The following is a 24493-nucleotide window of genomic DNA, read 5'->3' as shown; positions in this document are numbered from 1 at the left end:
ACAGTACTAAAAAGCCTGACCATGGCCTTGCCTCACCGCATCCCTGTGGTACAATACAGGCATGGCAAAAACTACCCTGCAGTCTATTTTTAATTCCTATATTGATGACCGCCGCACGGTTTTTGTGTTTCCCTCCGCCGTACCGGCCCAAGACTGGGCCCGGCGGCTCTGTGAAAGGAACGGCAAGCCCCTGGCGCTGGAACGCTTTATCGCCTGGGACGAATTTAAAGAGCGAACCCTTTCGATCCGCCGCACCGGCGAACGGCCCTCCAACAGCCTGAGCCGCCTTATCTTTGCTTCCCATATCCTCGAAAAGAACGCCCGGGAAGCCCAGGCAGGGACCCCGCTTTTTACAGAACTCCTGCCTCAGGCCCATGCCGCAGAATACACGGCCTTTATCAACCATGTGGGAGCCCTCCTGCCCTCCCTAAAAACTCTTATGGAAAAGGCCGGTGGCCAGGCTGATCCGTATCTTCTGGACCTCAGGATTCTGTACCATAGCTATGAGGACTTCCTCGCGGCCCACCGGCTCTACGAGCCCGACTGGGTCCGCTCCCCCTTTCAAGCCGGCTCAGCCCGCTATGTGATCCTTTTTGCTAACCTGGCCGACGACTGGGAAGCCTATGAAGCGGAGATCTCCCGGGAAAGCTCTGTTATTATCTATACCGTCCAGGACATCCTGAAGGGTACTATCCAGATTGATGAAGATCCGCCGAGAGCTGAAGCCGCAGCAATAGCAGCCGGGTTGGGCCATGCAGCGGCAGCCGCGGCTGGAGCGGCGTATCCAAAGCCCGCGGCGTCCCCCGGGGCCACAGGGCTCCCCGGCACCGCGGAGCTTCCGAGCGCTCTTAACAACAGCCTTCTGCGCTTCACATCGGCCCAGGAAGAAATCCGTTTTGTCGCTAATTTGCTTGCCCATGTTGTTCACAATAAGATCCTTGAGCCAGAGGACATTGCCGTCAGCATCGCTAATCTAGAAGACTACGCAGAAGAGCTCCGCCTGGAATGCCGGCTCAGGAGCCTTTCCCTGGGCATCCGGCAGGGCACGGCCATAACCGACCAGGCGGGGGGCCGGCTCTTTCTGCATCTCCAGTCCTGCAGCCAGAGCCGCTGGTCCTACCAAGCCCTCAAGGAACTCCTTACGGACCGTGCCCTGCCCTGGAAAAACACCAAAATCATCCAAAAACTATTGGGATTTGGCCTTACTTACCGCTGCCTTACCGGTTACTGGGAACAGGGAAAAGAAGTCGATGTGTGGGAAAAGACTTTTGAGCATATCCAGAAAGGAAAAACCAATTGCCCCTATCCGGTGACCGATCTATCACGTTTTTACCGGCAGCTCAAACGGGACATTATGGACATTGTGAATGCCAAGACCTTCCAAGAACTGCAGGAAAAATTGATATATTTTGGTTCCAATCATTTTGACCGGGCCCTCATGGATGCCGAAGCGGATCGGGTCTATGCCCGGGCCATGGAAGAACTGGGCCGCCTTATCGAGACCAAACAGTACCTTAATGACTTCACCATGGTTAAGGTCTTTCCCGTTTTTCTTGCCCACCTAAAAAGTACCACCTACGTTCATCAATCTAAGCCAGGAAGTATTGCTGTATACCCCTACCGGGTCGCGGCAGGTATCGCTCCGAAGCTCCATATCGTGATGAACGCAACCCAGGATAGCGCTTCTATCCTCGTAGATCCCGCACCCTTTCTCAGGGAGGACCGCAAACGAAGCCTTGACTTTTCCGCCATAGACCGTTCCGAAGCCTTCATTGCGGCCTACCGCATCGCACCGCTGTGCTTCTTTACCGCCCCGGACCGGGGCTTGAGGGGTCATGGTATCCCCCACCAGGCAATCAGTTCCCGAAAAGACTTTCGTGTCTTAGGACCAGATAATCTCCCATTCGTACAGGATTGCTTTATTATAGAAGAAACAAAGCAGGGGCTTGAAAACCTTTCTCCCTTTACAGTCCAGCAGGAAGCCTGGCGGCGCAGCAGGGCCCTCCAAGAATCCTTAAGCGCCGAACAAAACACCAGGAAAACGGATATCCGTCGGGCTCCCATAGGCTCCTCCCCCCTTGTGGAAGCTCTGTACGCAAAATTAACCACCAGCGTTCATAAGAATCCCAACCACATCTCTCCTACGGATATCAACAATTTTATTAACTGCCCCTTCCAGTGGCTCCTCACGAGGGGGCTCGGTATCGAAGAACTGGAATTGGAAATTGAAACTATCGGTCAAAAAGACATCGGTATCCTGTATCACCTGATACTGGAAGAATTTTTCCAATCTATAGCCCAAAGTCCCGGCCAACGTATTCGCAGGAACGAAACGGAAGCATATAAATGCCTCATCCAAGAAATCATGAAGCGAAAACTCGAGGAGCAGAGAAACAGAGAAGGGGCCTTTCAGGAATCGGTCTACGAAATGCTCGCGGAGCGGATTCAGGAACACCTCTTTGCCTACCTGGATCAGGAACTTCCCGGACTCGACTCCTGCGCAGTTCTTGGTCCCGAATACCCCCTCAACCTCTTGTACGAAAATTTGGGTATATACCTGTCGGGCAAAGCGGACCTTATTCTCATGGACAATGAGGGAAAACTTTTCATCGTTGACTTTAAGACAAAAAAAACACCAAAACCGAAGGAACTCTATTTTAATAACGATGGCCTCGTGACAAATCTGCAGATGGCGTCCTACATTAAAATGGCAGAAGCCCAGATCGGATCCCCGGTCGGCAGGGCCGTCTTTTATTCTATAGAAGAACGTAAAAACACCTGGGTTGTTCATCCCGAAGGGCCTAAAAATAAAAGATCCCCGCTTCCCTTGCCGCGGCTAGGTTACGAAGGTGTATTAGAACATCTGGATATGGTCCTCACCGATATGGTGGCCTCCATCCGAGAGGGCAGCTTCCCGGTGGTGGATAGGGCCTATCGCAGTATCTGTTCTCAATGTCCTGTCAAAGCGGTGTGCAGAATTACCTTTTCCGGGGGAGACAAAGAATGAGCGCCATAAATATACTTGATGATGAACAGCGGGCCGCCTATGAAGCGGACCACAATGTGGTCGTATCCGCCGGAGCCGGTTCCGGTAAAACCACGGTTCTCTCCCACCGCTATGTCCGGCTGGTACGGGACAAAAGGCTCCCGGTGGATTCCATCCTTACCCTGACCTTTACCCGCAAGGCCGCGGCAGAAATGTTTAGCCGCATTTATCAGGAACTATCAAAAATCGACGAGCCCTGGGTCCAGGAACAGCTGCGGCGCTTCGACTCAGCCCGCATCGACACCCTGGATTCCTTTTGCGCATCCATTGTCCGCGGGTCCTGCCAGAACTACGGTATACCGCCCAATTTTACCATCGACGAAGCGCGGCTCCAGGTCCTGGCAGAACAGACCGCCATGGAATTCCTTATGGAACACCGGAGTGAACCGGTCATCGCAAGCCTTGTGGCCCATTATTCCTTTGAACGGATCGTGAAGGAATTCTTAGCCGATTTCTGTCTCTATAGGCTTCCCTTTGTTGCAAACGGTTCCTATAAAGAAAGCGCCAAGAAACAGGTTGATGAAATTCTAAAGCTTATCAAAAATATTCTTAAAAATCTTAAAGAGTCTATTCTCAGTGGGGCTGCGCTTGATACGAGCAGCGGTCAAATCCATCTCACAGCCCTTGTTAAAACTGCACAAAAATATGAAGACATTTCTTTTGAATATAACGAAGCTCAGTACCATATATACCTAAACCTCTGTTCCGACTTCTTGGGTATTCGCCTCCCCGGCAAGGTCGCAGAGGGGACTGACAGCGGAACAGCGAAGAAGATTTTAAAAGAAATAAAACCTCTGTGTGAAAGACTTAAAAATCTTCTTATCTTTTACCAGCAGCGCAGCTTTATTGAAGTGGCAGGTACACTTTTAGATGACCTTGCTGAGCGGTACATCCGGAATAAACGGCGGGAGGCCCTCCTTTCCTTCGGAGACCTGGTGGACCTGGCAGTAGATATACTTAAAACGTCCCTGCCCCTCAGAACTTACTATAAAAACCAGATACAAGCCATAATGATCGATGAGTTCCAGGACAACAATGAAAAACAGAAGGAACTCTTGTACCTTCTTGCGGAGGATCCAGCCAAAACAAGCCCCGGTATTCCAGAACCAGAGGACCTAGCCCCGGACAAGCTTTTCTTTGTGGGGGACGAAAAACAGTCCATTTACCGGTTCCGCGGTGCCGACGTGTCGGTCTTTAAAAAGCTTTCGGCGGAGCTTTCCCGCTCCCCCCTGCCGCGGGTTTTAAGCGGCGGAAAAGCCCAAAAAGAAACGAACCCCTTTCCTCGGCAGCTTCCCATCAGCACAAACTACCGGTCCGAACCGGAACTGGTCGACTTTTTCAACAGCCTGTTTCCCGCTGTCTTCGGTTCCGCAGAAGAAGACTACGAAGCTTTCTATACCCCAGCCCACCCAAGTCCCCAACGAAAAGGTTCTGGCAAGGCGGCGGTAGAATTGTACCTTAACCAAAATGCCTCGGACGACGATGCAGAGGACGATGCCGGCGATTCAGAACCAATCGCTGATGCGCCCCCCGCCGCCGACACCATTCCGGTCTCTGCAGCCACGAATGGCACCACGGAAGAAGCCCTCTGTACTTCTGCGGAAACCGAAGCCATCACCGCAGCGGAACGCATTATTCAGGGCATTGCCGACGGAGATTTTACTTTCGGGGACCTGGCAATCCTTTTTAGAACCACAACCCACCAGTCGGTGTATGAACAGGTGTTCCGTACCGTCGGCATTCCCTTTGTCAGTGCTGATCCCCGGGGACTTTTTCTCGACGGGCCCGCTAACGATATCTATGCCCTGCTTCGGCTTGTCATATATCCTGAAGATTCCAATGCCTATGCAACGGTGCTCCGTTCCCCCTTTGTAAACCTAAGTGATCATTGCTTTTTAAAACTCCTCCTTGAAACTGAACCAACTAGTCCCGCTTTTGGCAGCCCCTTTCAGGGATTGCTAGATTCGTTCTGGGAAGACTGTGAAACCTGGGACAAAAAACGTTATAGCCTAGGAGCCGATCTGTACCAGCAGGTCCGCTCTATGGCAGATACCAAAGGAATTGCGGATATCGTGGCCTGGCTCTGGTACGATTCGGGTTACCGTATAAGTATACTCGCCGACAGCGATATGGCAGCTACCGCCGGTCACTTCCGTCTTCTCTATGACCTGGCGGTCAAGGCAGACCAGCGGCATCTTACCCTTTCAGCTTTTTTAGATGAACTTACGCCCCTCATGGGCAGCTCCGAAAAAATTGAAGGAGACGAAGGCGCCTCAAAGGCCAATGCGGTAACTTTTATGACAATCCATAAAAGCAAGGGACTCCAATTCCCGGTAATTATCATCCCCCAGATTGGGGCTCCCATTCAACCGATCAAAAACGATAAGCCCTATTTTTACAGCCCCATATTTGGGCCGGTTATTTCATGGTCCTCTTACAGCAAGAACAATAAGGATAAAATTGCCAATCCTTTGTTCGAAGACTTAAGAGAATCGGAAAAATTGGAACAGCTTGCGGAGCTCAAACGACTCCTTTATGTCGCCATGACCCGGGCAGAACGGAAATGTATACTCCTGGGCAGCACAAAAAGAAGCAAAAACAGCTTTTACGATTTAATCCAGTCTGGTCTCGAAAATGTTTCGCCGCATCTATACTATCGCAGGGCTATTGAGTCTGTTCCCTTAAAAGAACGGAACCAGAGACTCAATTCTCTCAGGCAGCGCCTCGCATCTTTAAAACAAACAGACTCAGCCAACGAAACTAATGACTATACTAATATTGAAGCGTTTTACAGCAGGACCGCCATAGCCCCTATAAGCGCGGCAGGCAGGACCACGAGTCCTACCCTTATGGAACGGACCTATCAGGAATACCAGGCCTGCCAAGGCATCCAAGAGCACACAGAGACCATAGAACTTTCTGGACTTTCCGTAGACCCCATCATCGCTCAATCAGGAAAGGACCTGGAAACCCTCTTTGGTACCCTGTGTCACTGGATCATTCAAAAAGAAATCGAAGGAGAGAATACTGAGCTGCCGCTTCATATTAAAGCAGCCATGAAAGATGCGGGGCTTACTTCACAACAAGAGGCAGCCTTTTTAGAAACAGCCAAGATCCTTGCAAACCAATTCATACAAAGCGACGTAGGGAAACAGGCGCTGCAAGCAAAACCGAATCTGAGAACCGAATACAGCTTCATTCTCCCCCTGTGGCCGCAAGAAAAGCAGGGAACATCCGAAACGACAGCCCCAGCAAAACCAATCCTTGTAAAAGGCAGCATGGATCTTATATTTGAGACCAGCACCGACTGCCTCATCATTGATTTTAAGACCGACAAAACCCTGCAAAGCGAAGCCCACAGAATCCAAATGGAGTGTTACCGAAGGGCAGGCCAGGCCTTTTCGGACAAACCAGCGAAGACCTTCCTCGTCTATCTGCGGGGAATGCGCATCATAGAGATGAAACCAGCGATGGACGATACACTTCTTTACCAGATTGCAGCGGAGAGCCTTGCCGCTTCCGAAGCTATCGAGGAGTCACCGGATGCAATCTGAACTATCCTACGAAGAACTGCTCGATGCCTACCATGACCAGGAACTACTCATAGAAATTGGCCAGGAACTGGTCCGGCAGCGGGATATCGATCGGCTCCTGCGGCGTATTCTGGAAATTAGCCTTCATATTACCGGGGCTGATGCGGGAAGTATTTTTCTCGTTGAACATTCAGAGAAAGATAGCCTGCTCCGGTTCAAATATTCGATTAACACGTCCCTAAAAACCAACAATTACGAAGAATTCACCATGCCCCGGACAACGACCTCTATCGCAGGCTATGTGTCCCTCACCGGAAAAACTCTTAATATTGCCGATGTATATGAACTCCCCCAGGATGCCCCTTTTTCTTTTAACAAGGGGTTTGATCAATCCACGGGTTACCGAACCCGTTCCATGCTGGCAGTGCCCATGACTGACCATACAGGTACTATCGTTGGGGTAATCCAGCTTATCAACTCAAAAGAAAAAGACCACGAAAGCTGTATGGAGCCTGAGCAAATCATTCTGGAAAAGGCAGAAGATTTTTTTACCTGTGTGGTTCCCTTTAAAAAGCGTTATGAATCCCTCATGGGAGCAATTGCATCCCAAGCCGCTGTTGCTTTGGAAAACGCTCAAATGATAAAGCGTATCCAGGACCAGTTTGAGCAATTTGTTCTTGCGGCCATTGATGCGGTAGAACAGCGGGATCCTGCCACAAGCGGTCACTCCTATCGTGTCGCTATGACGGCGGTGAAACTTGCCCGGCTTCTTAACAGCCAGGACGAACAGGAAGGAAAGGCACCCCGCTTTTCAGAATCCAACATTAAGGAACTGGAATATGCGGCCCTGCTCCATGATTTCGGTAAAGTATATATAGATCCGGCTATTTTTCTAAAAGAACGGAAACTCTACCCCGAAGACTTTGAAAAACTGCAGCTCAGACTTAAATATCTCCGGCGTTCTCTGGAACTCGACTTTGCCCTCCGGGAATCACGGCTTCAGAAGGATGCGCTCCAACGTCTCAACGAAGAACGGGATAAAACTATTAGGGAAATTATGGAAATTTCAAAGCTCATCGAAACGATCAATATGCCAACGGTAACCGAAATAGATCCCGAAGAAACCATATCCCGTATTCTTTCTATGCCGCTCCCGCAGGTTTATGGGATAGACAATGAACCCATCCCCATACTGACCGCCGAAGAAATTGAAAACCTTAAAATTAAACGGGGCAGTTTAAACGAGCGGGAACGGAAAGAAATGGAACAGCATGTGGTCCGTTCCTACGAATTTGTCCGCCGCATTCCCTGGCCCGCAGAATATCGGCGGATCCCAGAATTTATCAGGGTGCACCATGAAATGCTCGACGGTTCTGGTTACCCCGAAAAACTTGCAGGAGATTCCATACCTATTCAGGGCCGCATCATAGCCGTCGCCGATGTATACGATGCCTTGACCGCGGCGGACCGGCCCTATAAAAAGGCGGTCCCCATCCCAAAGGCCCTTTCCATTCTAGAAGACGAGGTCCGCCGCGGCCGCCTCGACAGTAATCTCGTGGCTATGATGCGCTGCCTTGTCGGCGAAAACCAGAACAATTGACTCGTAGTTGCCCGCGGTTCCTATTACTCAGCCCTTAACTGCGCCGGCGGAAACCCCCTGGGTTATCTGCTTGTGAAACAGGGCATAAAAAACAAGCATGGGAGCCATACCAATGCTTAAGGCCGCAAACTGCTTGCCATAATCCGTTGCAAGGGCCCCTGAAAACTTTAGGATCCCCACAGGAAGACTCTTTATAGCTTCCTTGGAAGCAAGGATATTAATCAACATAAACTCATTCCATATACCGGTAAATGAAATGATCGCCAATGTTATAGCCACCGGTTTAGTCATAGGTGCTATGATAGAAAAAAAGATTCTGAGGTACCCTGCCCCTTCAATCCGAGCCGATTCAATAAGCGCATCCGGTATGGACTTTATATATTCGGTTCCAAGATATATGCCCATGGGAAGCCCTATACCAATGTAGGGAATAAGTATACCGAGCCGAGTATTGTACAAACCCACCGCATTGGTCATAAGGAATAAGGGTACCATGATAGATTGCAGGGTCAGTAAGATCCCTATTACAAAACTTCCATGGAAAAAACCGGTAAGACGCGAAGGAATTTTAGCAAAGGCAAAAGAAGCAGCAAAAGATAAGACCAAAACAGCCACAGTCGTTGTTAAGGTATAAAACACCGAGTTGGAAAAGAGTACATCAAAATGGCCGATCTTCCATGCCATCGGATAATTCTTTAAGAAAATTGGGTTTGGGAACCCGAGCCTATCCATTTGGAAGGCCTGTGTTGTTTTTAAAGATGACAACACAAGCCAGAGCAAAGGATATATGGTTAAAAACGTTATAATTGCAAACACCAGATACATAATAATTCGATATACAAAGGCAGCGCCTTTTTTTTGCCTAATTTCGCGTCCCATGTTATTCTCTCCCGCCAAACCGTTTTTCTACGGCCCGGACCACAATAATTAAAAGGAAACTCAAAGCAACCATAAAAGTGGAAATCGCGTTGGCAAGAGGGTAATCGGGGGAGCCCCGGAAGGCGTTATCAAACATATACAAGGATAGCACGCTGGTCCTCCGTGCCGGATTTCCCGCAGTCATGGCAAAGATGAGATCAAAGCTTTTCAGTGAGCCCGAAATTGCCAGGATCGCGGTAGTTACGATAACTCCGGAAAGGGCTGGTAGGATTAGATATCGTAAAGTCTGAAATTCACTGGCGCCGTCAATCCGGCAAGCCTCTATTACTGACTGATCGATTTTCTGCATATTTGCCAAAAAGATGATCATATAGTAACCGGTATACATCCAGAGGATAACCAGCAATACCGGAATCATCGCAAGATTAGGATTGAGCATCAGGGTGTTTTCAAAGGTGGGATCTATCATTTTGCCAAGCTGCGTAAAAGCTCCATAGGGCGAAAAAAAGGACTGGAACATGACACCTATTACAATTGTAGAAATCGTATTGGGCAAATATGTCATGGTCTGGAAAAAGCCTTCATACCGAACAATTCGGCGGAACAGAATATAGGCAAGGGTAAAACCAATCGGAATTTGTCCAAACACCGAAATAAGAATTATGAGGAAATTATTTTTCAGAGAAATCCAAAAGTATTGATCCTGGAACATGCGTACATAATGTTTTAGGCCAACAAAATCCATCTGCGCACCGAACACCTTCCCGCCGTTAAAATTAGTCAGGGAAAGAAAAATGGAAAATATCGTCGGAAAAGCCAGAACCGCAAAATAAATTAAAACCGCGGGAAGTACCAGAATCCAATAGGCTCTTGTTTGTTCCCGTTTCGACGTCAATGCACTCACCATAGCACTCCGTAAGGAAAAAATGGGCGCTCCGTAACGCTTGCGAAGCGCCCCAGCAGGTTGATAAACTTTCTGATCCGTTCATCAACCTGTTCATTTGCCTTTTTTATAATGGCTTGTTATCCAAAGCTCGAGGAGCTTTCGATAAATCTAAACTTTAGCTTATTTTCCGGACTTCCAGGCTTCAAAGGCTTTTTGGGTCTTTTCTGCCACCTGGGCTGGTGTTGCGGTTCCGAGACCGATTTCCTGCAGACCGATATTAATCGGAGCATAGACCTTCGCATCCAGAACACCGTCAAGAACATAGGTTCCCTTATAATTTTCATAGAACTTTGCCCGGGTCTGGCTGATGGGTTCCAGATTAGGAACGGTTACACCCTTGAGGGACGGGAAGGAAGCCCCGGTTTCCAGCCTGATTTTCTGTACATATTCGGACTGGAGGAACTTAATCAATTCCCAGGCAGCCTTTTCTTTCGCAGATCCTGCGGGGATGCTGGCGCTCATACCAAAACCAGTACCAACTACGGAAGAGCTGGTGTTCTTGTTCTTTTCGCCGGGAAGAGCGGGGAACACGGTCATGGCGATATTCGGCTGATCCTTCACAGAAATGAGGGCTACACCAGTCGAAGTATCAGTCTGGAAGGCACCGGAACGCCAATCGCCGTCAATAAGGAAGGGAGCCTTACCGGCTGCAAAGAGGGCGGGAACTTCGCCATAGGGAGTCTGCAGTGCTTTCTGGGAAATAACACCGCTCTTAAACATATCTTGGATGATTGCCAGGGAATCTACAAAGGGCTTGTCGGTGAACTTTGCTTTACCGGCCAAAACATTGTCAATAAAGTCATCCCCAGCGATACGGCCAACTACCATGGAGAACAGGCAGCTCTGCATTACCCAGTCATCCTGGGCGGCAATAAGAACCGTATCAAGACCCTTGGATTTAAGAACTGGCACCATAGCCTTCAGTTCTTCATAGGTTTTGGGCATGGCGAGTCCATTATCTTTAAGCAGCTTGGTATTGACATAAAGAACATGGGTAAAGGTAACACCATTGGGAAGTTCGCCGAGGAAACCGCCAAACTGGGGTGCTACTGCAGCGGGAATGTACTTATCCAAAAGACCGTCAGCCTTCAGGAAGGGAGTTAGATCCTTTACCAGTTTCTTAGCATGCAGTTCTGAAGACCGGCCGCTGGGCCACATATACATCACATCAGGGAGCTGCCCTGAAGCAATATAAGCCGACGTTTTCTGGTGGAAGGGCTCATTGAACAAATCTTCCCGTTCAATTTTGATATTAGGATAGCGTTTTGCAAATTCGCCCCATATTTCGTTGATTTCCCGTTCTGAGTTTGCCTGGGATGCATCGAGATAGTTCAATACCTTAAGGGTTACCACATCTGAACCACTCTGACCTCCGCTCTGCTGTGAACCGCCAGCAAAAACCAGTGCGGCTCCCAAGAGCGCCATACAGACCAATGCGCCTGCTTTCTTGTACATAGACATCTCTCTTTTCCTCCCCTATACTGGAAGATGGTGAATTCGGGCCTGCCATACGGCAGGTCACTTTTGCTTGAGCACGGTACGACAACCGTGCTCTTTAATGACTCATGTTTGTTCGCTCGCTGTACAAACCAATCCTAACACTGAAAAAACCACTTGTCAAGAAAAAAAGAAAGATTTTTTTGGGGCCTTTTTTTTATAAAAAAGGGCTCTTTTAAAACTCAGAGAGTTGTCCCTCCACGTTTTAAAAGAGCTACCCTGGAATCTAAAATTTTTCGCTGCACTAACTTCCGTTTGCAATGCCACAACCGCACGCTATTTCATAGTGAACGCATGCAACCGTCGTGCCAGATCGCAAATTTCAAAATAGTTAATCTTTTATTTTTTTGAATTGAACTAAAATAGCAATAGACAAAAATACACATAAAAAAAGCGAGTACCACACAAAGCCAGGAATCCCTAAAAAGAGAACGGGGTTTCTTCCGTAATTCCATATATCAAAAGAAAATATCAATATTCCAAGAAACACAAGCACTTGGCGAGAAGACATAAGAGAAGTAAAAGGAACCACAAAAGAAGTTGCTAATCGATGGCGATCCCAAAGAAGCGCCCCTCCCCATAGTAATCCTAATTGTACCGCTAGATTGAATACCACGGTCGGTACTGCACCGGGTTTCCAGCCAAAAAATTGCATGACAACTAGACCAAGACCTGCAATAAGCGCAAGAAAAGCACTGCGTTTACCAATACGATGGCTAAATAATCCTATAAAGAAAATTGGAGCTACCGCTGCATAGGCAGGAAAAGCGGTGGATGAAAGAAAATCAAGTATAGTTTTAATGGGAAATAAGGCGCCAAGATATCCCAAGAGTGCAATTACAAAAACTACAATCCGTTCGATGCGAAGATTTTTTAAATCTCCTGGTACAAAGGCTTCTACACATATAGTCGAGACCGAAAGGAGCTGGCTGTCCAGGGTAGACAAGAGAGCTGCCAGTCCTGCAATCGAAAGAAGCGGGGGAAGCCATTTACCTCCTACAGCCGCAGCCGCTCTCATAAATATATGGTCACTTTCGGCAGCCGAAAGATTGGGTACAAGGAGCGAACCAAACACACCAACACCAATGGTCATAAAAAACAGGACACCTGTCACAAGCGGATACAGGGCTGCTGTTTTTATCAAAGACCTTTCGTCCCTGGCAGAAAAAAAGCGTTGAAACAATTGCGGAAACATTGGGTCCGCCAGAAACCAGAGCAGTATCATAGAAATATACGAAGTAAAGGGAAATATATTATTGTTGCCACTGCGATTTTGCAGTGCTTGCAATGCCGTTTGCAGACCAGCCTTTCTGCTGCCCATATAGATAATAAAAAAACCAACGGCGGATAAACTTAAAAACACTAACAATTGCAGCACATCGGTATATACAACCGATTTCATGCCACCTCTTAAAACATACAGGGTAACAACCAATACTATCAGAGCCACACTAGCTTCATAAGGAAGACCCGATACAGACTGAATCAGCGTACCTCCCGAACGAGCCTGAATAGCCACATAGGGAATAGTGATGAGAATTATTAAAATGGCATATATATTTGAAAGTGTTTTGCTTTTATATCGGGCTTCTATAAATTGGGCGGGAGATATCCATCCATGTTTTTTTGCAAAACGGTACATGGGTATACCGAATACAATAAAAGAGAGGGCCATAAAACCGGTCCCGAAGGCCATAGCAGGATAATAAGCCCAACCAATACGATAGCCTGCACCGGACAAACCAAAGATGGTAAAGGCAGAAAAATTGGTCGCAGCCATAGTGGCAAAGAGCAGCAAACCGCCTAAGGAACGGCCGGCGAGGGTAAATTGTTCTTTGTTTGTAATATCCCGCATGGGCACCAGGGCGCCCACAATAAGATTCGCGGCAATAAAAACCAGTAAAATAAAAAATGAAATGGTCACAGGTCCTCCTTCCCATGGTTTGGATGGCGAAGACCTGACATAACCATGAAGATATATTGATGAGATAAAAACTGTCGCTAAAACAAATACTAAAAGATCAAAAAATAATCAATAATAAGCCAATTCCAAAATCTGTTAGGTTTGAAATTGGCTTAATCCTCACACTTGAATTGACCTACAATACCCTTCAATGTCTGACTTGCGGCTATATTCTGTTCAGATATGGCCTCTGTTTCTTGCGTAATCGCAACAATGGTTTGGGTGTTTTTAGAAATATCATCCAGTTGATCTATCAGCATGTGACTAGAGTCTTTAAGGTTCTTCATTTCATATAGAATCTGGCTCGAACCTTCTTTCATTTCCCGGGAACCATCTTTTACTTCCATAGTGATATTTTGCATGTTTTTAAGGGACTCCAGAACCTGCTGGTTACCCGTATTTTGTTCCTGCATGGCCTGCTGTATTTCCTGAACCAGATTCTCCACCCGATGCACGAGCTGTTCAATATTACCAAAAGCCTCTCCCGCATCGGAAGAAGTTTGTACAACGAGATCAATTGTCTGCTTAATTTCCTTAAGATTACCCGCAATATCCTTAGATTGTTGGGCAGCATTTTCTGCCAGCTTCCGTATTTCTTCTGCTACAACGGTAAAGCCTCGGCCCGCATCCCCCGCATGGGCTGCTTCTATGGCGGCATTCATAGCTAACAGGTTCGTCTGGCTTGCAATAGATTGGATAATACTGTTTGCTTCCACCAAATGGTCCGAATGGGTCTGGGCTGACTGGGCACTTTGGGAAACACTGTCCAGTTTCTCACGTCCTATACGGGCGGCTTCCACAAGCTCCCGAAACTGATCTGAGGCCTTAGAAAGGTTCGTACTCACCGAACGAATATTCCCAACCATTTCTTCGATCGATGCGGATGATTCGGTTACGTTCGCAGCCTGGGTTTCTACCAGCAAGGCCAGTGATTCAATGTTCCGCACAATCTGCTCTACCGCAGAGGAAGTGCCGCTAATGCTGTCTGTCTGGCCTTCGATTTTCTTATGCATATCATCCAGACTGTCCCGTATATCCCTGGTAGACTTGTTCATAGCGTCAGCATTTGATTTAAGCTTTTCACCGAGCTGCAAAACCGTGCTGGCACTTTCTTTGGCCTGGAGCATTGTTTTATTAAGGCTTGCGACAAATTCGTTAAAATAATACGAAAGCTGGCTTATTTCGTCTTTGCCAATAACAGGGAGTTTTTGGGTCAAATCCCCAGAACCGCAGGAAATATCCTTTAAGGAATTGCTTACCAGAACTATCGGTTTGGTGATAAGCCGGCTTGCGGCGGCGGCGGCTAACAAAATAAGGCCCGTAACGATCAGCATGATAATGACTATCATCAGGCTGATACTCTGGACCTCCTTAAAAGTAAGGGCCTTTTGCGTAGCCACTGCTTTTTGGATATCATCATAGTAGTTTCCCGTTCCAAGCACCCACTGGAATGCGGGATTCAGAAGGCTGTAACCCCGTTTTGGTTCTGGGGTATCTGATCCAAGCCGAGAATACCAATAATCGGTATACCCCCCGCCATTTTTCCCCGCATTGATAATTGCCTCGATCAGCTTAAAGCCCTTAGCATCCACATCATTGAGACGATTGCGTCCAATGTTTTCAGGTTTACTGCCATGAACAACACAGACACCATCGACCGTATCAGCCCAAAAATAACCCTCTTTTCCGTAGCGGAGACTATTCATAAGGGATTGAGCCAAGGAAAACGCTGTTGATTGGTCTATTTTACCCTCATCCCTCAGTTTCCCCAGGGCATTCAACATGGAATTGGCCTGTTCGGTCTGCCAGCGAATTTCCTCATCATATTTCCCCATTAACATGGTCTCGAGCTGCTGAGCATTTTTCGTGGCTAGCCGAAACAAAAAAAAGGAAGCGGTCGCACCAATAGAAAGGGCAATAAGCACCACACTGGTACCAACAAATAAAATGAGTTTTACTGACAACTTTTTCATCGAAATGCTCCTTTTCTAAGCATAAGTTTCATATAAGCAACCGTCAAGGGGAAAGCACCCATGGATATTTTTACCTTTATGTGATATTGTTTATTGATTTTTTGGAATCTTTCGAAGATCTGTTGAAGTAACAAAGTGTTTCATCCTTTATGATCACAGACATTTTACTCTGGTTTTAGCATAAACGGGAGATCTAAAACTAAAATTTCTCCAAAAAATCTCAAATATAGCATATACTAAAAGTATTGTAGGTCAATTTATGGAAGTTGTACACGAATCTGCCAATTCTACCCAGGCCATACTCGATTTGTTATTGGAGCTTGACTGGTATGATTGGGACCCAGAACTGTACTATCACCGTCTATTAGAAGTAGCCCTGTCACTCATTCCAGAAGCTACCCATGGAACGGTAAGTATAAAAAACCCCGAACGCTGGTACTTTGTTGCATCTATTGGATACAGTTTAGATCAATTGCTGAATCTCAAACTTAACAGCAACTGGTTCAAATGCCAGCAATCATCGGTGACTGAGATTACATCTATACTAGACTGCATGAATGAGGCAACACCGGAGGATATTGTTAAAAACGCATCCGCTATTTTTGGAACGGTACAAAAAACCCTCATCGGCACCTATCTTATCGATCAGGGTGAACAAATTATTCTTTCTATAGATATTACCCGTAATAAGACTCAGCATTTTTCTGCATCAAGCAAAAGGACATTCGAGGCTTTTGTAAAATTGGCGGGGAAATACCAGAGCCTCACACAGCAAAAAATTGCATTGCAAAACATTAATGAATCCCTCATTTACAGCTATGAGGAGATATCTGCCCTTCAGGAAAAAATCCGGCAGCTCCTTTCGATTTCACAGCAATTCGGAGACAGCACGGTAAGACTTCCGGTCTTTTTTAACCGACTTCTTTTAGTTCTGCTTCGCCTGGTAGATCAGGCTGATTATGGAAGTATCGCGTTTATTAAGGGGGAGAACCTCACCTTTATCTCATCCTTCGGGCACCATATTCAGGCAATTCTATCTAAAAAAATGAAGAAACAGTGGTTCCTTCTGGAAGAAGAAAAGCACATCATCGAATTGCCCAACATTCATACCCTGTGGCAAGCCAAGATGCCCGCAGAAGTGTATAAGGTGATCAAAAAATCATTCCAACCAGTTAAATCTACCATCTTGTTTACGATTCCGGTGGATGAAAAAATTACCATTCTTTTTATGCTCGATATCGCTGAAGGGAAACCGACCAATTTCACCCCCCTCGCGCGGAGAATGTGTCTTTCATTTGCAGAACTAGCCCGGGGCTTTGTCAGGATCCGCATCCATACAGAAATCATGAAACGGGCCTATTATAATTTCTCCTCTAAACTGGCAAAGGTGGTGGAACAGTACGATCCAGAAACAGGCCAGCATAACACGAGAGTTTCCATTCTTTCTGGATATTTAGCCCGAAAAATAAACTTGCCCCGCAAAAAAGTGGAAGAAATCATATCTTTTGCGGGGCTTCACGACGTGGGCAAAATATTTATCGACCCCGTGCTCCTTAAAAAAACAGGGAAACTGAGCAAAGAAGAATTTGACCTCATTAAAAAACATACGGTCTATTCATCCCAGCTTCTGGAAGGACCCTTTTTTGAAGTAGCCCGTAACATTGCCATGTACCACCATGAACGGTGGGACGGCAAAGGGTATCCCTTCGGACTGCGGGAACACCAAATACCCATAGAAGCCCAGATTACAGCCCTGGCGGACGTATATGATGCCCTCCGATCCAGCCGGATTTATAAGGAAGCCTATGACCGAGAGAAAGCCCTTTCTATTATTTTTCATGGTGATGAACGGAACCTTTCAGGCCAATTCAATCCACAATTATTGGAAATCCTAAAAAATAATATTGATGAAATTGAAAAGCTCGTTTACCGGCCTGAACTGCTTTGAATAGACCGCACCTTTAAACTGCTAAAGCTGTATTAAAGTATGCTAAAGCTGGCGGCCGGATCTGAGTTTTTCTTCGAATCGTTCCAGGGCTTTGCCGCTTAAGCTTTCTGCATCTACCGCCAGTCCTAAACGGCGCTTCAGCTCAGCCAGTTCTTCCTTGGAAAAACGCAGGCCTCCCAAAATATGCTGCTCAAAAGACTCGCAGCAGCGGGGCGCGACCTTTTTTGTTATCTCAAACATAACCTGTGCATATTCGCGGATTTCCTTTTGAGCATGGGCATCGAGCCTCAGTTTCAGGAAATGAAACAGGTTATGCAGATCTATCTGCCAGTACCACTCGGTATACAAAGAAAGGGGCAAGTTAATTCTGGCCAGTTCACGGGCAATACCCTGATTTACCAGCCTGAGGTAATCATCGTAGGATTCTTTTTGCCCTATTCGCAAAAGATCCCTCACCGCCTCTGCCGCTTCCGGTGCTAGCGGTTCATTCGAGCGCCCCTGCTTATTATCGCTGCTTTGTAATGCCACATCCTCCGGTGCAGGAACATAAAAATCATCCTTCATAACCGAATAACGGCCAGATATTTCATTGAGCCGCGCAGTCCTGTGGCGAATCATTTGCCGGGCAACAAAAATGGGAAGCTTCACATGAAAGGTCAAAACGACCTGCTCAAAGGGGGATGTGTGTTCATTACGGAGCAAATAATCTATCAAAGCCGCGTCTTCACGATAGCTCTTAGTTCCAGAACCGTAGGAAACCCTGGCAGCTTGCACAACCCGTTCATCGCTTCCCAGGTAATCCACAAGCCGGACAAAACCCTTGTCTAAAACAGGATACTCCTTATCCAGGATCGCTTCGGCTTCCGCAACAATACAATGGGCCATGGTCTTCCTCCCCTTAAACTTGTGGTATAATACTGCGATAAGCTCGATGCGACAAGCTAGATTCAGACGGAAAGAGGAGCAACCCATGGCGCAGAACTTCTTGTGGGGCGTAGACTGGTACCCTGAACAATGGGACCGGTCATTGTGGGAATCGGACATCAAAAGGATGAAAGACCAGGGGTTTCAGGCCGTTCGCATTATGGAATTTGCATGGCCTCTCCTTGAGCCAAAGCCAGGCATATATGACTTTACCCCTTTTGATGAAGTTTTTAACTTGCTTGACCGCTACTCCCTCGGCGCAGTAATAGGCACTCCCACTGCGATCATGCCCGCATGGCTCGTAGACCAGGATCCCACAGTTCTGGCAGTACATCCCTTAGGATATAAACGCGACTTTGGATGCCGGCGCATGGGATGTTTTAATGCGTCTTCTTACCAGAAGGCAGCTACAGAAATCGTTCAAGCCCTTGCGGATCACTATGGAACTAGAAAAACCGTTATTGGCTGGCAAATTGATAATGAAATCGGACACGAAGGCTCAGACCACTGTGTATGCGATCATTGCCGAACGGCCTGGCATCGCTGGCTTTCCCAACGATATTCATCAATTGATGAACTTAATCGGCGTTGGGGGACTGTTTTCTGGGGCAGTACCTACCGTTCCTTTGAACAGATACCGGTCCCTCGCCAGCAGGTCGCCACAAACCACAACCCAGCCCTTTTACTCGATTATGACCGTTTTTCTTCCGATTCGGCAGTTGCCTGGGCCGGTAATCAGGTGCGGATAATTCGGCAAAAAGCACTTCCTGAACAATGGATCACCACCAATCTTTATCCAGCCCCCCTCTCCCAATGTATCGATATGGAAGACATGGTCCGCCCTATGGATGCCGCTGGCTGGGACAATTACCCCGTCTGGGGAAACCAGAACGAACCGCTTCCCTATTTCTTTACATCCTATGTGCTTTCCTATATAAGGGGACTCCATACTTTCGGTAATTTCAAAGTCATGGAACAATTTTCCGGCATTCAGGGACACACCCAGCTGGGACATTTGCCACCACCAGAACAGGTAGTGCTTTGGACAAACCAGGCTATAGCGCGAGGGGCCAATGCTATTTTTTATTTCCGCTGGCGAACCGCCCCCTTTGCTCAGGAACAGCTCTGCTACGGCATACGGGATACGGACAACACCGAAACAGAACGGGAACGGCATATTGTGCATAATATGCAGAAAAATAGGAGTCTTTTTGAAACCTTTGCATCCGAGCCGGTTCCAGCTCAGATATGTCTTGTTTATGATAGAGATACTTCCCGTCTAGTTCGAGAACAACCCCTCTCGCTCGGTATGGATAATCGCCCCGTGCCCTATATGCAGGTTGGTTACGATGCAGAGATGGCACGATGGTTTGCTCCCTTCGTTTTATTCAATGTAAACGCGGATATTAAAAGCACGAGATCGGTAGATCTACATGCATACAAGCTTATCACTCTTCCGCTTTATGAACTTACGGACCCTGACTTTGCAGCAAGGATTTCAGCTTGGGTACAGGAAGGGGGCACCCTGGTGTTAGGCTGGAGATCCGGTTCCCGAACCTTAGACAACTGGAATACCGATCTTGTCCTTCCCGGCCAGTTCCGCGAAATGGCGGGCATTCGCATCCGCAGCTTTGAAGCCCTTGGGAAGGGTTCGGTCAAACTCTCTCTTAATAACAACCTGTTTAACCAGTTTGCATCTGCTCTGGTTTCATGCAAGGGCGAAGTATGGGCCGATATACTAGAGATTGAAAACGCCCAGGTCATGGCGAGCTACCATGACAAAAGAAAACACTATTCAGGGCGCCCTGCAATCAGCCGCAACAGGTTTGGGAAAGGAACCGTTTGGTATTTTGGAACTTCGCCGGATGCAAAAACCACCTTTTTCATATATAAATCTATTCTAAAAGAAGCGGGACTTAATCCTGTTTTTTATGGCCTCGGAATAGAAACGGTCCACAGAACTACCGGGGATGGTAAATCCATTACGGTTGTTATGAACCATACGCCATATAAAAAACGATTCCAGGGGAAAACTATTCCTCCCTGGGGTACAATAATAGTAGAAGGAGTGTGATACGGTGAGCCAGTTTTACGAAGACCTTCTTGAATATTATGACGATATTTTTCCCCTCGAAGAAGACCGAATAACCTTTATTGAGACTCTGATTCCGCGGCAGCCCGGAGCAAGCCCCAAAATACTGGATGTCGGCTGTGCAACCGGCAGCACCGCAGTAGCCCTTATTAAGAAGGGTTACACAGTAACCGGCATAGATCTTAATGCAGCAATGATACAAAGCGCAAATCGGCGTAATCCGGAACCAAAAACAAATGGCCGGTTTTTGCAGATGAATATGCTAGAAGCGGCAGATTTTTTTCCGCCAAATAGCTTCGACGGGATCCTCTGTCTGGGAAATACCTTAGCCCATCTACGGGATGCTCAAGAAATTGGTTCTTTTATAAGCAAAATCCGGAAACTGCTCAAAGGAGGAGCTCCTTTTATTTTTCAAGTCATCAATTACGGGCTTGTGTTGGACAAGAAACTCCAGGGGCTCCCCGATGTAATTACCAGCCGGTGCCGTTTTGTGCGCCGCTATGACCCTATTCCCGGTGAACAGGCCCTGCGATTCACCGCATCCCTCTACTCTTCTACAGATCAGCTGGTCTTTAAGGATGAAACACGGCTCTACCCGATTCGGGCTGCGGAACTTAAAACATTATTGCAGGAGTCCGGTTTCGGCACTATTGAGTATTACAAAGATTTTTCCGGCACCAGGTTCGATGGAACCTCGATCGCTCTTGTGGGAATAGCTTCAGTTTAATTATCTACCAGCTGCCAGCGGCCGTCCTGTTTCTCGAATCGGCTGACTGGCATGTAAATTTGCCGGCCGTCCTCACAGACAATTTTTATTTTACCTCCCACAGGGTCCACTTCGGCAACTTTCCAATTTGCCTCCTGCCAGATAAGCTTACAGCCCTCCTGGGGCAGCTGCCGGCGGGCTTCATTGTAAAAAGAATACTCATAGGCAAGACAGCACAAGAGGCGCCCGCAGGGGCCGGAAATTTTCATCGAATTGAGAGACAGGTTTTGATCCTTTGCCATCTTTATCGATACGGGCTTCAGTTTGTCCGAAACCGTATGACAGCAATAGCCCCGTCCGCATACACCTAAACCGCCTACAATGCGCGACTCGTCTCGCACTCCTATTTGGCGAAGCTCAATCCTTGTTTTAAATATCCCTACCAGGTCCTTTACCAGTTCTCTAAAATCCACTCTGCTTTCTGCGGTAAAGAAAAACAAGATTTTTGATTCTTCCAGCAAATAATGAACGGAAACCAGCTTCATATCCAGCCGATGGAGGCTAATTTTTTCCCGACATATTGCAAAGGCTTCCTTTTCTTTTTCTGCATTTTGTTTGGTCTTTTCCAGGTCTCCAGAAGTAGCAATTCTATCAATCCGGACAACTTCACCGCTGGTAACATTGCCTTTGTTTTCTATATAGCCGATGATCTGGGCAATATCTTTTCCATACCTGGTCGGAACAATCACCATTGTTCCGATATTAATCAGATCGTTGGTAAAGACGGCCTGAAAAGTTTCGTGGGAATAGGGCAAACGAAGCCGATAGACCGGCAAATTTGCATCCAGGATCTCAGTACCTTCTCCTAACGGAACAGCGATGCCGGTGGTTTCCGAAAATTCCCCAAAAGCCGTATCTTCCAGGTGATGAAATTCATCACTATGAATTTCATTATGCTGTATATCGTTATCCATACCTTTGTCCTCATTGTAAAAGATTGATCAATAAACCCTTAATCTCATCCAATTTAGCCAGAATTTGAATCTGATTTGCCTGACCGGCTAAAATTCCCGCTGCCAGCTGGTCCAGCTTTTTATCTATCACCTGAATTATAGTAAATTTTTTTCTTTTAAGAATATTAGTCCCGCTTGTTTTTTCTTCAACCGTATAGCTGTTGTCTACCACATATTTAATAAAATTGCGCACCGCTTCTTTATAATGAACAATTTGTTCCTGAAAGGGTTTTTCTTTGAGCGCCTCTCCGGCTATATGAACCTGGTCCAAAAGAAACTGTAACGCCTCAGATGAAGATAATCCTTCCGGAATCGGCACTGATGTAACAGGCGTCTCTTCCTCAGAACTTTCAAGCAGCTTCGTAAATGGTGTAACATGCGGAGTTTTACCGGATACTGTTTTCTTTTGCTTTTTCAATTCACTTTGAGCAGAGGAATACACTGCGGGATTAAAAAACGGAGTTTGGCTTTCAGGGAAATCAACCTTTGCCATAAAGTGGTGCTTACGTCCTTCTGAAAATCGGAGCATTGATGCTTCGCGCATCCCTTTGCTCTGCACACCTGCGCTCCCATTCTTCCCGGGTAGCACAGGTTATCACTCTTCCGTGGATTATAGAGCCCTCGTCTATCTGGATTCGACAGGTAATAATGGTTCCTAGAACTACCGCACTGGATAAAACAATGACCCTGTCATGAGCCAAAATATCACCTAATACAACTCCGCCCACGGTAACCGCAGTGCCGGAAACATTGCTGCGAAGCCGTGCATTTTCCCCAATAACGACACGTCCCTGAACTGTAAGATCGCCCTTCAAGGCTCCATCGATTCGGGTAAAACCTGGGGAGACAACATCACCATCAATACGGGTTCCTGCCCCAATAATAGTATTAATTGAGAGATTTTCTAAAATTTTTTCCGGCATAGGAATTCCCGTTATTTTTTATATCCAGCCAGACTTGCACGGATATTCAGATATTTAAGAGGATCAACCACGTCTGACCCAATATGAACTTCATAGTGAAGATGCGGACCAGTGGAAAGACCGGTGTTGCCTATATATCCAATAATTTGTCCTTGCTGGACCTTCTGGCCCTTCTGAACCCGGAACGACTGGAGGTGGGCATAACGGGTATAAAAACCATGTTTATGTTTGATGATAATATAGTTTCCAAAACCGCCAATATCATAGTCTACCGTTACTACCTGTCCGTCCGCAGAAGCTACAACAGGATCCCCCTGACGATAGGTAGAAATATCAATTCCCTTATGTATATACCATTGGCCGGTAAAGGGGTTCTCATTTTGACCGAAATACATGGAAATGTGCCCAATACCGCCTTTAACAGGCCAGAGACTTGGGATATCGGTCAGCAACGAACTTTGCGAATTAAGAAGGTCACCTAATTCTTTTACAGGTTCAGCTGCGGATGAAAGGTATCCAGCAAGCCGGCGAATTTCGCTTACCTCTTTTAAGGTTCCCTGGGCAGTCTCTTTGACTTCAAAAAATGAGGATAAATCACCCAAACTCTGATTTTGTCCTGCATTAGCAGCTGATGTATTGAGGCCCAAGGTTGAAAGTGTATTAGAAAGGGCTGCTTCAAAACTCTTGGCAGATTTTAACAATTGGGCTGTCTCATCCCGAAGCTGGTCCAAGTTTGCCTGAGCTTCCTTTAGTTTACCATCCTTCATGGTGAGCGCACCCTTCGTATCGGTATACACCGCCCCATACCAGAAAAAGGCACCGATAATACCTGCTAGAATAAGAGATACCAGGGTCAGAGAAAAAACAGTGACATGAATATTAAAAACTTGTTTTTCGGAATGGGGAACCAACATTATGGTATAACGCCGATTCCCAATGCTGATTATTTTTCTGAGCAATGAACCAAAATTCTTAATTGCAGAAAGTACCAGGTTTTTTGCCTTTCTAAAGATAGAATTTTCGATTCGTTTATAATTATGGACCGAAGCCACGGTCTACTCCTCGTCTAAAAATGGAATACAGTTTAATCGAGCTATTATAACCACTTATTTATATATCTGTCAAACCTGCTTTTTATATAAGTAAATTTTGCCTTTTACTATTTATATATTATATTTCATATATAATCTTGCATATGGAGGTATTTATGCAAACTAATATGGGTTTAATTGATAGGATCATTCGTATTGTCCTGGCCCTTGTAGTGGGAGTTTTGATACTTACCGGCCAATTAAGCGGGCTGGCTGCAATTATCCTGGGTATTCTTGCTGTTGTATTCGTTTTAACCGGAGTAATTGCGTTCTGTCCGCTCTATGTTCCCTTTGGTATATCGACAAAGAAAAAAGCATAGTTGATTCGATTGACTAAACACTTGTAAAGTGATAGTCAT

At 46.7% G+C, this 24493-nt stretch carries 17 protein-coding genes; 7 read left to right on the top strand and 10 right to left on the bottom strand.

Annotated elements, in window-relative coordinates:
* Window positions 1–61 precede the first annotated feature (61 nt).
* The 3 genes from Q7P68_RS03755 to Q7P68_RS03745 are packed head-to-tail and all read left to right on the top strand — an operon-like array spanning window position 62 to window position 8179.
* Complete coding sequence (locus tag Q7P68_RS03755) at window positions 62–3007, top strand: PD-(D/E)XK nuclease family protein (RefSeq protein ID WP_304223003.1); 2946 nt, start codon at window positions 62–64, stop codon at window positions 3005–3007.
* Window positions 3004–6600 carry a UvrD-helicase domain-containing protein gene (locus Q7P68_RS03750; protein WP_304223001.1) on the top strand — a complete coding sequence of 1199 codons (3597 nt, stop codon included), beginning with the start codon at window positions 3004–3006 and terminating at the stop codon, window positions 6598–6600. Before Q7P68_RS03755 ends, Q7P68_RS03750 begins: the two co-directional genes overlap by 4 nt.
* Complete coding sequence (locus tag Q7P68_RS03745; RefSeq protein ID WP_304222998.1) at window positions 6590–8179, top strand: HD family phosphohydrolase; 1590 nt, start codon at window positions 6590–6592, stop codon at window positions 8177–8179. Before Q7P68_RS03750 ends, Q7P68_RS03745 begins: the two co-directional genes overlap by 11 nt.
* 27 nt (window positions 8180–8206) lie before the next feature.
* Here Q7P68_RS03745 and Q7P68_RS03740 read toward each other — a convergent pair whose 3' ends face one another.
* From Q7P68_RS03740 to Q7P68_RS03720, 5 genes are all read right to left on the bottom strand, one after another.
* The gene (locus tag Q7P68_RS03740) at window positions 8207–9058 is read right to left on the bottom strand and encodes a carbohydrate ABC transporter permease (protein WP_304222995.1); all 852 of its coding nucleotides are present in this window, start codon (window positions 9056–9058) and stop codon (window positions 8207–8209) included.
* A 1-nt stretch (window position 9059) separates the two neighbouring features.
* Window positions 9060–9962 carry a carbohydrate ABC transporter permease gene (locus tag Q7P68_RS03735; protein ID WP_304222993.1) on the bottom strand — a complete coding sequence of 301 codons (903 nt, stop codon included), beginning with the start codon at window positions 9960–9962 and terminating at the stop codon, window positions 9060–9062.
* 162 nt (window positions 9963–10124) lie between these two features.
* A complete protein-coding gene (locus Q7P68_RS03730; RefSeq protein ID WP_304222990.1) occupies window positions 10125–11459 on the bottom strand; it encodes an ABC transporter substrate-binding protein in 1335 nt (444 codons plus the stop codon).
* Window positions 11460–11832: 373 nt separating this feature from the next.
* Complete coding sequence (locus Q7P68_RS03725) at window positions 11833–13425, bottom strand: sodium:solute symporter family protein (RefSeq protein WP_304222987.1); 1593 nt, start codon at window positions 13423–13425, stop codon at window positions 11833–11835.
* A 152-nt stretch (window positions 13426–13577) separates the two neighbouring features.
* Window positions 13578–15437, bottom strand: coding sequence for a methyl-accepting chemotaxis protein (locus Q7P68_RS03720; RefSeq protein ID WP_304222985.1), 1860 nt, complete (start codon window positions 15435–15437; stop codon window positions 13578–13580).
* 259 nt (window positions 15438–15696) lie between these two features.
* Here Q7P68_RS03720 and Q7P68_RS03715 point away from each other — a divergent pair, with 259 nt between their 5' ends.
* Window positions 15697–17385: an HD-GYP domain-containing protein gene (locus tag Q7P68_RS03715; protein WP_304222982.1), complete on the top strand. Its 1689-nt coding sequence runs from the start codon at window positions 15697–15699 to the stop codon at window positions 17383–17385.
* 42 nt (window positions 17386–17427) lie between these two features.
* Here Q7P68_RS03715 and thyX read toward each other — a convergent pair whose 3' ends face one another.
* Window positions 17428–18270, bottom strand: coding sequence for an FAD-dependent thymidylate synthase (gene thyX / locus Q7P68_RS03710; RefSeq protein WP_304222979.1), 843 nt, complete (start codon window positions 18268–18270; stop codon window positions 17428–17430).
* 85 nt (window positions 18271–18355) lie between these two features.
* On the opposite strand from thyX, the gene Q7P68_RS03705 reads away from it, so the two are divergent.
* Entirely contained in the window at window positions 18356–20383 is a 2028-nt protein-coding gene (locus Q7P68_RS03705) for a beta-galactosidase (protein ID WP_304222976.1), read from the top strand.
* 4 nt (window positions 20384–20387) lie between these two features.
* Window positions 20388–21128, top strand: a complete 741-nt coding sequence (locus Q7P68_RS03700; RefSeq protein ID WP_304222973.1) for a class I SAM-dependent methyltransferase — start codon at window positions 20388–20390, stop codon at window positions 21126–21128.
* Here the strand turns inward: Q7P68_RS03700 and Q7P68_RS03695 are convergent.
* Genes Q7P68_RS03695 through Q7P68_RS03680 form a run of 4 tightly spaced genes read right to left on the bottom strand, consistent with a single transcriptional unit; the run spans window position 21125 to window position 24095 of the window.
* Window positions 21125–22081: a PSP1 domain-containing protein gene (locus Q7P68_RS03695; protein ID WP_304222970.1), complete on the bottom strand. Its 957-nt coding sequence runs from the start codon at window positions 22079–22081 to the stop codon at window positions 21125–21127. The two genes, Q7P68_RS03700 and Q7P68_RS03695, sit on opposite strands and share 4 nt — an antisense overlap.
* 10 nt (window positions 22082–22091) lie before the next feature.
* Window positions 22092–22613, bottom strand: a complete 522-nt coding sequence (locus tag Q7P68_RS03690; RefSeq protein WP_304222967.1) for a YaaR family protein — start codon at window positions 22611–22613, stop codon at window positions 22092–22094.
* A 10-nt stretch (window positions 22614–22623) separates the two neighbouring features.
* Window positions 22624–23043: a bactofilin family protein gene (locus Q7P68_RS03685; protein ID WP_304222965.1), complete on the bottom strand. Its 420-nt coding sequence runs from the start codon at window positions 23041–23043 to the stop codon at window positions 22624–22626.
* Window positions 23044–23054: 11 nt separating this feature from the next.
* Window positions 23055–24095 carry a M23 family metallopeptidase gene (locus Q7P68_RS03680; protein ID WP_304222964.1) on the bottom strand — a complete coding sequence of 347 codons (1041 nt, stop codon included), beginning with the start codon at window positions 24093–24095 and terminating at the stop codon, window positions 23055–23057.
* A gap of 155 nt (window positions 24096–24250) precedes the next feature.
* Here Q7P68_RS03680 and Q7P68_RS03675 point away from each other — a divergent pair, with 155 nt between their 5' ends.
* Complete coding sequence (locus tag Q7P68_RS03675) at window positions 24251–24454, top strand: YgaP family membrane protein (RefSeq protein WP_304222961.1); 204 nt, start codon at window positions 24251–24253, stop codon at window positions 24452–24454.
* Window positions 24455–24493: the final 39 nt, after the last annotated feature.

The sequence above is a fragment of the Gracilinema caldarium genome (assembly GCF_029265695.1).
Lineage (GTDB): Bacteria > Spirochaetota > Spirochaetia > Treponematales > Breznakiellaceae > Gracilinema > Gracilinema caldarium_A.
Note: the sequence above shows the minus strand (reverse complement) of the source record. Positions and strands in the feature narration are given on the sequence as shown.

Coding starts and splice junctions, on each gene's coding strand:
- Q7P68_RS03755 (WP_304223003.1), top strand. CDS start 62: ATGGCAAAAACTACCCTGCAGTCTATTTTTAATTCCTATATTGATGAC.
- Q7P68_RS03750 (WP_304223001.1), top strand. CDS start 3,004: ATGAGCGCCATAAATATACTTGATGATGAACAGCGGGCCGCCTATGAA.
- Q7P68_RS03745 (WP_304222998.1), top strand. CDS start 6,590: ATGCAATCTGAACTATCCTACGAAGAACTGCTCGATGCCTACCATGAC.
- Q7P68_RS03740 (WP_304222995.1), bottom strand. CDS start 9,058: ATGGGACGCGAAATTAGGCAAAAAAAAGGCGCTGCCTTTGTATATCGA.
- Q7P68_RS03730 (WP_304222990.1), bottom strand. CDS start 11,459: ATGTACAAGAAAGCAGGCGCATTGGTCTGTATGGCGCTCTTGGGAGCC.
- Q7P68_RS03720 (WP_304222985.1), bottom strand. CDS start 15,437: ATGAAAAAGTTGTCAGTAAAACTCATTTTATTTGTTGGTACCAGTGTG.
- Q7P68_RS03715 (WP_304222982.1), top strand. CDS start 15,697: ATGGAAGTTGTACACGAATCTGCCAATTCTACCCAGGCCATACTCGAT.
- thyX (WP_304222979.1), bottom strand. CDS start 18,270: ATGGCCCATTGTATTGTTGCGGAAGCCGAAGCGATCCTGGATAAGGAG.
- Q7P68_RS03705 (WP_304222976.1), top strand. CDS start 18,356: ATGGCGCAGAACTTCTTGTGGGGCGTAGACTGGTACCCTGAACAATGG.
- Q7P68_RS03695 (WP_304222970.1), bottom strand. CDS start 22,081: ATGGATAACGATATACAGCATAATGAAATTCATAGTGATGAATTTCAT.
- Q7P68_RS03690 (WP_304222967.1), bottom strand. CDS start 22,613: ATGGCAAAGGTTGATTTCCCTGAAAGCCAAACTCCGTTTTTTAATCCC.
- Q7P68_RS03685 (WP_304222965.1), bottom strand. CDS start 23,043: ATGCCGGAAAAAATTTTAGAAAATCTCTCAATTAATACTATTATTGGG.
- Q7P68_RS03675 (WP_304222961.1), top strand. CDS start 24,251: ATGCAAACTAATATGGGTTTAATTGATAGGATCATTCGTATTGTCCTG.